Source organism: Citrobacter sp. wls714 (assembly GCF_005281025.1).
GTDB lineage: Bacteria > Pseudomonadota > Gammaproteobacteria > Enterobacterales > Enterobacteriaceae > Citrobacter > Citrobacter werkmanii.
The window spans coordinates 1-5,200 of sequence record NZ_SZWZ01000005.1 but is presented as its reverse complement, the minus strand read 5'-3'; the positions used below and the strand labels follow the sequence as shown (position 1 = coordinate 5,200).

General features: G+C 47.5%; 6 protein-coding genes. 3 read left to right on the top strand and 3 right to left on the bottom strand.

The genetic code is table 11. From position 1 onward, the window contains the following. A partial coding sequence (locus FDX11_RS01250) for a TA system toxin CbtA family protein (protein ID WP_170975580.1) occupies positions 1-279 on the top strand: 279 nt, incomplete at its 5' end. A gap of 579 nt (positions 280-858) precedes the next feature. Here FDX11_RS01250 and FDX11_RS01245 read toward each other — a convergent pair. From FDX11_RS01245 to FDX11_RS01235, 3 genes are all read right to left on the bottom strand, one after another. After that, complete coding sequence (locus FDX11_RS01245) at positions 859-1,905, bottom strand: bifunctional transcriptional activator/DNA repair enzyme AdaA (protein WP_137397330.1); 1,047 nt, start codon at positions 1,903-1,905, stop codon at positions 859-861. Further along, positions 1,889-2,665, bottom strand: a complete 777-nt coding sequence (locus tag FDX11_RS01240) for an isocitrate lyase/phosphoenolpyruvate mutase family protein (RefSeq protein ID WP_079226131.1) — start codon at positions 2,663-2,665, stop codon at positions 1,889-1,891. Before FDX11_RS01240 ends, FDX11_RS01245 begins: the two co-directional genes overlap by 17 nt. A 131-nt stretch (positions 2,666-2,796) precedes the next feature. Continuing rightward, complete coding sequence (locus tag FDX11_RS01235; RefSeq protein WP_137397329.1) at positions 2,797-3,588, bottom strand: nucleotidyltransferase domain-containing protein; 792 nt, start codon at positions 3,586-3,588, stop codon at positions 2,797-2,799. 396 nt (positions 3,589-3,984) lie between these two features. Between FDX11_RS01235 and FDX11_RS01230 the strand changes: the two genes are divergently transcribed. Further along, positions 3,985-4,533 carry an AAA family ATPase gene (locus FDX11_RS01230; RefSeq protein ID WP_137397328.1) on the top strand — a complete coding sequence of 183 codons (549 nt, stop codon included), beginning with the start codon at positions 3,985-3,987 and terminating at the stop codon, positions 4,531-4,533. A 151-nt stretch (positions 4,534-4,684) separates the two neighbouring features. Next, entirely contained in the window at positions 4,685-5,137 is a 453-nt protein-coding gene (locus FDX11_RS01225) for an NUDIX hydrolase (protein WP_137397327.1), read from the top strand. The last annotated feature ends 63 nt before the right edge of the window (positions 5,138-5,200 follow it).

Here is a 5,200-nt window from a genome sequence, read left to right as displayed (position 1 = left end):
CCCGTGGCTGTCTGGCAAATGCTACTGACACGCCTGCTGGAACAACACTATGGTCTGACCCTCAACGACACACCGTTCAGTGAGGAACGTGTTATACAGGAACATATCGATGCTGGTATCACGCTGGCTGATACTGTGAATTTTCTGGTGGAGAAATACGAACTGGTGCGTATCGACAGGAAGGAATTTAGCTGGCAGGAACAGACTTCGTATATTTCCGTAGTAGATATTCTGCGAGCAAGGCGCTCTACCGACTTGCTAAAAACTAACGTGAAATGAACGATTAAATACCAAGCAGACTAAAGGAAAGCAAAATGCTAATCTCACAGACGAATAGGCTCCTGCTGTAACCTTCCCTTCCCTGCAAAAAACCTGACATTTTCTTTTAGGACCAACAATGGGACCAAAATGAAAATTGAATTGAAGGTTATCAGTTATTAAACAAAAAGTTACACAACCAATTCAGACTCCGCCAGCCACCAAAATTCTCCATCGGTGATTACCAGAGTCATCCGATGAAGTCCTAAGAGCCCGCACGGCGCAAGCCCTGCGGGCTTTTTTGTGTCTGTTGTTGCCCGAAGGCATCCGGCTAAATCCAGAGAAAATTGGTACACGTTTAGGTACACGCTATATTGTGGTCCATTAAACGTGTACTAACTATGGAAAGATTCCAGACATGGCGCGTATCACACGCCCCTCACTAACAACGAGATCCTTAAAGCTAAGCCCCAAGAAAAAGAAGGCATGGTCAGTTTTGAACGATATACGAACCTTTACTTGCGAAAAACTTCATAGATTACAAACTCAAGGCACTTATACAGAGCTGAAATTTTCCGGCTGCATTAGAACATCAAGCCATTAAGCGTTGTTTCTCTCATGCTCAATGAGCCATTCTTTGCGCGAAATACCACCACCATAACCAGTCATTTTGCCATCTTTTCCAATTATCCGGTGACAAGGGATCACTATCGCAATTCGGTTTGCGCCATTAGCTGCAGCGACGGCGCGCACAGCATTGGGCTTATTAAGCCGAATTGAAATCGCCTGATAGTGTGAGGTCTGGCCATATGGAACTGCACGCAGCTCATGCCAGACAGATTGTTGAAAATCACTGCCCGGAGTATCGACAGAGAGCTCAAACTGTCGGCGAGTTCCGGCAAAATACTCGCTGATTTCTTTTACTGTCTGCCGGGTATGGCTGTTTTCTCCGGTGACAATTCTGGCGTTAAATAAACGCTGGATATCGCGAAATTCTGTTTCTAACATCCGGCGATCGGTAAACTCCAGCAGACAGACCCCCCTCTCTGTAGCACAGACAAACATCGGTCCAAGCATAGTGGTAAACCGGTGAATGACAATCACCTGGATTGCCTGAGTCGGCGCTGCGCCAGTAAGACGCTTGTAGGTATAACCAAAGCCGCTCAAGGATTCATAGCCATTGTCCAGCGCAACGTCAGTCGCCGCTCGTCCGCTTTTCAGCTCCTGCAGGGCAATATTCACCCGCTGCATTCGCTGGAAAGCCTGAAAAGTGATGACATGGTGTTGCAGGAACCAGCGTCTTACCCGCTCCGGGCTGATGCCATGCTGGCGAAGCTGCGCGTCAGCTACACGGGATTTTATATCGCGCCTGACAAGCGCAAGCGCCTGTTCAACAAATAATGGCGCGCTGTGCGCATTTTCTGCGGGTCTGCAGACTTTACAGGGACGAAACCCGGCCGCCAGGGCCGATTTAGCATCTTTATAAAATTCGACATTTTCGCGTTTGGGCTTTCGTGCCCGGCATACAGAAATACAGAATACGCCAGTGGTTTTGACGCCAACAAAAAACACGCCAGTATATTCTGGAGCTCGTTCAAGTAATGCCTGATACCAGATATCACACAAATTCTTATCGGTTATTTTCATCACCAAAAAGTCCTTCAAACGTCTGACGAGTTCGAATCGCATGCATGACATCAGTCAGCGTTGACTGCATGGCCGAATGAACAAAATTGCCCATTGAAATGCGGCTTACCCCGGCCCGTTTCAGCCTGTCGAATGACGGAAGATCGGGCATACACATGACATTCAGAGGCAATCCCATTGCCTCTGCAATGAGGCTGATGTCTTTCTCTGACGTCAGGCAGGGAACAAAAAGGCCGTCAGCACCTGCAGCTTTATAGCGTTGACCCCGTGATATCGTCTCCTGCAACGCGTCTTCATGCCCGAGCAGGTAAGTATCAGTCCGGATATTCATAAACAGGCTGTAATTTTCGCTTCTCAGCGTATCGCACACTGTTCTCAGGTTACGGGAAAAATCAGAGACATCGTCAAGCTGACGAACCCCGTTTATGACTCGGCTGTCTTCGAGGTTAACGCCTGCGACGCCTGTCTGAGCAAGGCGCCTGAGATTGGCTGCTATCTGTTCGGCTGAATCACCATACCCTGCTTCCATGTCAACGCTCAATGGCAGGTTGCTGACAGCCCGGATCCGGGTGACCATATAAAATAACTCATCAAACGGAATTCCCTGCCCATCGTCATATCCCAATGTGGACGCTATAGCTGCACTGGACGTTCCCAGAACCTGGTAGCCTGCTTTTTGCGCTGCGACAGCACTGGCGGCATCCCAGACGTTGGCGATAAGAAGAGGCTCATGCTGATAGTGGCGTTCTGCAAAGTTCATATTCATATCCTCTCGATAGATTGAAAATGAATCTAAGCACTCAGGAAGAACCTCACAACCGAAATTCAGACGACCATTTTTTAGCAAACATCGTCTGAACATGGATGCGGAACAGACCAAACCTTTTAAGGTCAGGTTCTGGCTTCGAGCATGGCAAGAACAGCCCAACGTGCCGCATCATCTGCGATATTTTCCGGCAACGCATCAGCCCGCAGCGTAATATAAGCATCAACAGCCATTCTGATGGCCATGCTGACGGAGTCACGATCGTGTGTTGCCAGCGTGGAAGTCAGCAAGTCATCAGGATCAATGCTGAGGAATTCGATGCGGCGAACCCCACGTTGCGGTAGATTGGCACGACGGTACAGCATAGGTCCCAGCACTTGCTCGCGGAAGAATGCCAGCATGCCTATCGCTTCAAAGAATTCGCCTCTTCCCAGCTTAACCACTGCATAATGAAGCCAGATCCAGGCTCGGGACTCAAACCACTCCGGCGTCATGTTGGGCCACTGAGCACTAAATTTTGCCAGTTGGCGCTCCAGAGCAGTGCTATCACGGGTAAATAACACTGCTGGCTCCTCAACGCGTTTAGTGAGCATTTCCAGGGTGACGAATTTCAGATCGACATGAAGGAGTTCTGGGCCATACAGGCAGATAAGCAGACGAGGCTCTCCCACATGTTCCCCGGTGAAAGCATGGAGCAGGTGACCCAGTGTTCCGGCGAACACAATACGCTGAGCCATAATTTCGTCATAGTGGAGAGGGTCTACAACAACGACAAAATCCAGATCGGAGTATTTATCAAATCCGCCATGGATAATCGAACCGCCAGCGAGAAGGGAATGAATTCGCGAATCAGACTGGAATTTAAGCTTGAGTTGCTCTGCAAAACTTCTGTGTAAATCGGGTAATGTACTAAGCATACTTTTTCCTGTTCACAAAAAATACAAAGCATTTCAGAATATCGAGTAGTTTATATTCAGGCCAGATATTTTTGCAGGAACAGTCATGTCCTTCGAAGACGCTCACTTAGCCGCATGCCCACTATTGGTAGAGAGCGAAGTGCAGCGTTTAGTTGGGGGAACGTTTGATCATCCGCATTGGCAACGTCCTCAGATTCCATCGAATGGTGAAATCCTGCCCACCTATCAGTCGTATTGCTAGCACAGTTTTAGAACATCCTGTCAGAACGAGTAGCGGATATGCAAGCCAGGATAAAATGTAGTTAGTCAAACCATCAACAAGTAATCTGCCGACACGGGAAAATACGCCATAAGAATTGCTACTTCATCGCGTCTATAAATGTTCAGGAGGGTTCAATGTCTTTATCTTTTCAACATCGTTTCATTCTTACAGGTGGCCCAGGGTCAGGCAAAAGCACGATAATTGATACCATTATAAAAAGAGGTTTTTGGTGTTCTAAAGAAGCCGGACGAGGTGTTATACAAGACCAAGTTAACATCGGCGGTGATGCATTGCCATGGGCCAATCAAACTGCGTTCGCAGAGCTCATGCTATCCTGGGAAATGCGTTCATGGCACGAAGCAGAAGGGCAAACAAGACCCTGTTTCTTCGACCGTGGTGTTCCTGATGTTGTAGGTTATTTACGTCTTTCAGAGCTTACCATACCGAAGCATCTGGAAAACGCCATCGAGAGATTTCGCTATAACCGAACAGTATTTATTGCACCCCCCTGGCGTGACATATATGTACAGGATACCGAGCGCAAGCAATCTTTCGAGATCGCCGTCGCGACATATCACGCAATGGTGCAAACATACCGTATGTATGATTATCAGTTGATTGAATTGCCATGCGTTTCTGTTGGGGAGCGTGTGGATTTTATCCTTTCCAGGATAGTACGCTGATAAAACAGCAACTACGCGTAATGGTGAATCACCCTGCCTGAATCGGCCATCGCGGCAAGAAAATACATTCTCTATGCGCGCTTGCAGACTGCAATGTATGTTTATATGAAAATCCGCAATGAGGGTTTGAATTTTATTTAAGAGGGAATAAATGCGTACTCGTCCATCCTCTCGATTGATAGTTCTTTCACCTGAAAATCACGTTCTGCTCTTTAGGTTCTGCCATAAAGATGATGCTCTGGATGGAAAAACTTACTGGGCAACGCCAGGGGGAGGACTTGAGCACAACGAGTCTTTTGAGCAGGCGGCGCTACGTGAATTATTTGAAGAAACGGGCCTGATAAGAAAAACGGCGGGACCACAAATAGCCTCCAGAACCTTTCCTATGATGTTGCCAAGTGGTGAGAACGTTCTCGCTGAAGAACATTTCTTTATTATTACTGCAGAAAAACCAGATATTGACCGATCAGGTTGGAGTAACAACGAAAAAGAAGTCATTCGCGAGCACTACTGGTGGAGCTTAGAAGAGCTCAAACAAACTAAAGAAATCATCTTCCCACTCGATTTGATAATTAACATACTTGAAGGCCTCCCCTGCACTTAACTCTCTGAAACGGCTTAGATGTCCACTTCTGGCACAGGCTGTGTGAAAACTACTGATCACTTT